This window comes from Rhizobium sp. P1_E1 (assembly GCF_056406015.1).
Genome location: NZ_JBFUAY010000305.1, coordinates 1 through 4,368 on the forward strand (window position 1 = coordinate 1; position 4,368 = coordinate 4,368).

At 63.2% G+C, this 4,368-nt stretch carries 3 protein-coding genes and 1 pseudogene; 2 read left to right on the forward strand and 2 right to left on the reverse strand.

Features of this window, described 5'->3' with window-relative positions:
- Positions 1–310: pseudogene (locus AC1D1Z_RS34500) on the reverse strand (ABC transporter ATP-binding protein); the annotation flags it as partial.
- Between the two features lie 90 nt (positions 311–400).
- A complete protein-coding gene (locus tag AC1D1Z_RS34505; RefSeq protein WP_026231043.1) occupies positions 401–2,362 on the reverse strand; it encodes an ABC transporter ATP-binding protein in 1,962 nt (653 codons plus the stop codon).
- On the opposite strand from AC1D1Z_RS34505, the gene AC1D1Z_RS34510 reads away from it, so the two are divergent.
- Both AC1D1Z_RS34510 and AC1D1Z_RS34515 read left to right on the forward strand, forming a co-directional pair.
- Entirely contained in the window at positions 2,311–2,628 is a 318-nt protein-coding gene (locus tag AC1D1Z_RS34510; RefSeq protein WP_144083744.1) for a hypothetical protein, read from the forward strand. The two genes, AC1D1Z_RS34505 and AC1D1Z_RS34510, sit on opposite strands and share 52 nt — an antisense overlap.
- Before the next feature lie 245 nt (positions 2,629–2,873).
- Positions 2,874–4,280, forward strand: coding sequence for an FAD/NAD(P)-binding protein (locus tag AC1D1Z_RS34515; RefSeq protein ID WP_028732710.1), 1,407 nt, complete (start codon positions 2,874–2,876; stop codon positions 4,278–4,280).
- Positions 4,281–4,368 lie beyond the last annotated feature (88 nt).

Below are 4,368 nucleotides of genomic sequence, written 5' to 3' on the forward strand. Positions count from 1 at the left end.
CAGTGAAGGCGGCGATCGACCAGGCCAGTGCCGAATGGTTGCCGCCCGGCGACATGCCGTGGTCGATGGCATAGCGGATGATCAGCGGGATGGTGAGCTGCATCATCGTGAAGGTCAGAACGGCGACGACGGACCAGAGGACCTGACGGCGATAGGGGTGGACGAAAACCCAGATGCGCTTGACGATGTTGCCGTCGAAGGCCTTGCCGAACATCTCCTCCTCGACGCGATGCGAACCGACCACCGCCCGTGGCGGGCGGCGCCCATCCTCGCGAACGTCGGGGCGCTCGGTTTCCAGTTCCTCGGCCATGTCATTCCTCCCGCGGCCATCACTTCCGGTGGCCTGCATAGTCACTACTCGTTCCTCTCCACTTGGGAGCAGAGGGGAACATACCCGTTGCTAGGCGCTCAGCGCCTCGTCGCCCGGCCGCACCTGAAGGTCGTAGAGCGCCTTGTAGCGCCCGCCGAGCGAAAGCAGCGCCGCATGCGTGCCGCGCTCGACGATCCGGCCGTCTTCGACGAACAGGATCTGGTCGGCATGCATCAGCGAGCTCAGGCGGTGGGCAACGATGATCGTTACGCGGTCGGCGGCATAGCGGCGCATGGCGCTGCGGATGCGCTGCTCGGTGGCGGCATCGATCGCCGCCGTCGAATCGTCGAATACCATCACTGCCGGTTTCAGCATCAGCGCGCGGGCGATCGAAAGACGCTGCCGCTGGCCGCCGGAAAGCGAAACGCCGCGCTCGCCGACGACAGTGCCATAACCTGTGGGAAGGCCGAGCACGTAATTATGCAACTGGGCGCTTTCGCTGGCGCGCTCGATGCGGCCCTCCTTCGCCCACGGGTCGCCATAGGCGATGTTGTTTTCGATCGTCGTGGTGAACAGGAAGGAATCCTGCTGGACGACGGCCACGGCCCGGCGCAGCGATTGCAGCGTCGCCTTGCGGATGTCCTGGCCGTCGATGGTGATCTTGCCGCCGCTGACATCGTAGAAGCGTGGGATCAGATGCGCGATCGTCGACTTGCCGCTGCCCGGAGGTCCGACGATGCCGATCGTCTGGCCGCGCCGGGCTTCGAAGGAGACATCCTGGAGCACGGTGCGCTTTTCGGAACCCGGATAGGCGAAGCTGACGTTTTCGAAGCGCAGCACGCCGTCCGTGAGGTTCAGCTCCTTCGCATCCGGCGCGTCCTTGATCGCGATGTCGAGGTCGAGAAGGGCAAAGAGGCGTGAGCCGCAGGTGGAGGCGCGGGCAAAGGCGTTGACCATCAGGCCGAGCTGGCGCACCGGCATCTGCAGGATGGTCATGAAGGTCAGGAACGAGGCCAGCGTGCCGACGGTGATCTCGCCCGACATCACCTTGCCGCCGCCGACCCAGAGCACCAGGCCCATCGCCGCGAAGAAGGAGAAAGTCATGGCGCTGGTATTGGTGACGCGGATGCCGACGCGCTGATGCGCGAGCGCCAGCGCGTTTTTCGACGCCGCCTCGAATTTCGAAATCTCGTGTTCGTGGGCGGCAAAGGCGCGCACGACGCGGATGCCGCCGAGATTCTCTTCCATGATGCGGGTCAGCACCGAAAGCCGCTCCTGCAGGTCGAGCCAGGTGGCGCGCAGCCGCAGTTGCGTCACCGAGGAGCGCCAGCCGACGAAGGGAACGAAGCTCAGCGCCAGGAGGCCGAGCACGACATCGGTCGACAGCAGCATATAGGCGCCGATGCCGATCAGGATCGACAGCAGGATCATCCGGACGAGCGCGGTGGAAAAATACATGCGCACGCCTTCGAGATCGAGCAGGCCGACGGTGATCAGGTCGCCGGAATGCACGGTGTCATGAAAGCTGAAGGAGAGCCGCTGGATCTTCTCGTAGCAGGCCAGCCGCAACTCGTAGCCGATGTGATGGCCGACGGCTTCGCTGTAATAATTCTGGACCATGGTGAACAGGCCGCGCAGCACACTGGCGCCGAGCAGCAGCAACGCCGTAGTCAGAAGCGCGTCCTGTGCCGCCTGGCCCGCCGCACCACCGCTCATCGCCATCTGCGTGTGGTCGACTGCCTGGCCGAGAAGGCGCGGGATCATCAGCTGGAAGGTGGAAGCGACAAGCGTGGCGCCGATCGCAAAGCCGGATTGCCAGGGGTGGCGGAAGGCCATCATGGTGATGCGCACCAATGTGAAGAGGCCTCGGCCCCAGCCTGCCGCAGTTGCAAGCGCCATCGAAGCCGAAGGCTTCGTCGCGCGTATTAACGCATCGCTGCTCACGGTATTTTTTCCAATAGATGTGTGGTCGGACGCTGGCCCGAAAAGACGGCAAATCCATGAAGGGATTGATAGCACCTTCACTTTTGCCGATTCCATTTGGGGGTTCAAGTAAAGAATTCACCAGTTGGTTATTTTTACGTGAGGTCTCCTCGCATCCGGGCTGGAACAATCTGTGCGCGAACGGGTTGCAGCAGGCGAATGCCGACAGCCAACCGCCGCCGGAGAGACCCATGCCGCTGAAAGCCCTCGCTCCGGGCCAGGCAGCTGCGGTCGCTGATCTGACGTTTTCAACGATCAATTCGCAGTTCCAGGCGCAAAAGTCGGCCAGATTTCCACGGGATACTTCTAGATTATGTTATATTTCAATAACTTGAAGAGATATGGCAACAAAGCTCTTGCCACCTGCGCCATTTAGCGCTTTCATACACTACTAGTTTGATAGACTATGGACGAGCGTGATTGCTCCCCTAGTTCCCTTGTGGGGCCGCTGGTTCGGACCCTAATACCGCGGCAGGTGTTGTGAATGGCCGCATGAACCTCATCAACGCGTGAACCGCTGTTTTATGCGTTGAAACCCTCGATCGACCCACGGTGCGGATGAAGCCGCAAAGGAGTTGCGATGACGGTTCAGGGACTTTTTTCGGCGAGAGCCAATGCGGCGGCGCAGATATCAGCCGTACCGCGCATTGCGATCGTCGGGCGCGGCTTTTCCGGCATGATGACAGCCATCGCGCTGATGAAGACGGTGCGCGCGCCCTTCCACCTGCAGCTGTTCGATCCGAATTCGTCGGTCAGCGGTGGGCAGGCGCTGGCGTCAGCCCGCTCCTCGACGATCCTCAACACCCGTGTGCGCGATCTCTCGGTTTCGGTCGGCGACAATGACGATTTCAACGACTGGCTCTGCAGCAACGCTGCCTTCCGCGCCGCTGTGCCGGCCGCCATCCCCGGATTCCGGCAGATCTTCGTGCCGAAGGAAATCTTCAGCGATTATGTTTACCAGCGCTTTTCGGAAGCGCTGGCCGCGCGCAGGGACATCACCGTCCAGGTCTGCAACGATCCGGTCGTGGCGATCCGCAGGAGCCACGGCAACCGCTTCCTGCTCGAAAGCGCCAATCCCGCCAATCCGCTGTTCGATACCGTGATCCTCGCCACCGGTTACGGCCTGTCTGCGCCGGATGCCGGCGAGCAGGACGCTTCGCCGGTCAGGGCCCAGCGCCTCGTCGCGCGGCCGCATGCGGTCTTGCTCGGCAGCGGCATCCGCGTCGTTGACCAGCTGCTGCAGCTGCGCGATTCGGGTTATGCCGGCCAGGTGACGATCATTTCCCGGCGCGGCTTTCTGCCGCAGAGCCATACGCCGAATTCCGCCGACCCGGTCTTCCCGGCCGAAGCGCTGCCGCAGAGCCTGCCGGAGATCGTGCACTTCATCCGTCAAGCTTGTCGCGAGGCGGAGGAAGCGGGGCGTAGCTGGCAATCGGTGATGAACGGCCTGAGGAAACATGCCCGCTCGCTTTGGCGTTCGCTGCCGGCTCGCGACAAGCATCAATTCAACCGCCACCTCAGGGCAATCTACGACAGCCATCGCAACCGCCTACCGGAGGCCATGCACCTGCGGCTGAAACGCGAGCTTGCCGAAGGCCGCACGGTGCTGCGCCGCGGCCGCGCCGGGCGCCGGGGCCTGAGTGGCCTGTTCTTCACGCCGGCCGGTTCCGCCGCCGAGGAAGTCATCCATGCCGAGCGCATCATTGATTGCCGCTGTCAGGCGCCGGATCTTTCAGCACCCTTGATGCAGAGCCTGCTTTCCGCCGGCCTGGCCCAGCCGGACGAGCTCTCGCTGGGGCTCGCGGTCAATGCGCGCGGCGAGCCCTTCCTCGATGATGGTTCGACGGTCGCCGGGCTCTTTGCCGTCGGCCCGCTCGGCCTTGGCAGTCTGCCGGATATTGATCTCGTGCCGGAGATCGTCTCGCAGGCCTATGCCGCTGCCGAGCGTGTCGGCGAGAGGTTCTACCCGCAGGTCAAGGCCGTCTGAAATTCGGGCTGCCTCGGAACCATCCGCCCCCTGCTGCGTTATAAAGCGCTGGTGACTCCGAGGGGCCGATGGAAGTGCTGAATCGACA

What these genes read in the sequence shown, in the direction of transcription:
- AC1D1Z_RS34515 (WP_028732710.1), top strand. Translation starts at nt 2,874, where the DNA reads ATGACGGTTCAGGGACTTTTTTCGGCGAGAGCCAATGCGGCGGCGCAG.
- AC1D1Z_RS34510 (WP_144083744.1), top strand. Translation starts at nt 2,311, where the DNA reads ATGAAGGGATTGATAGCACCTTCACTTTTGCCGATTCCATTTGGGGGT.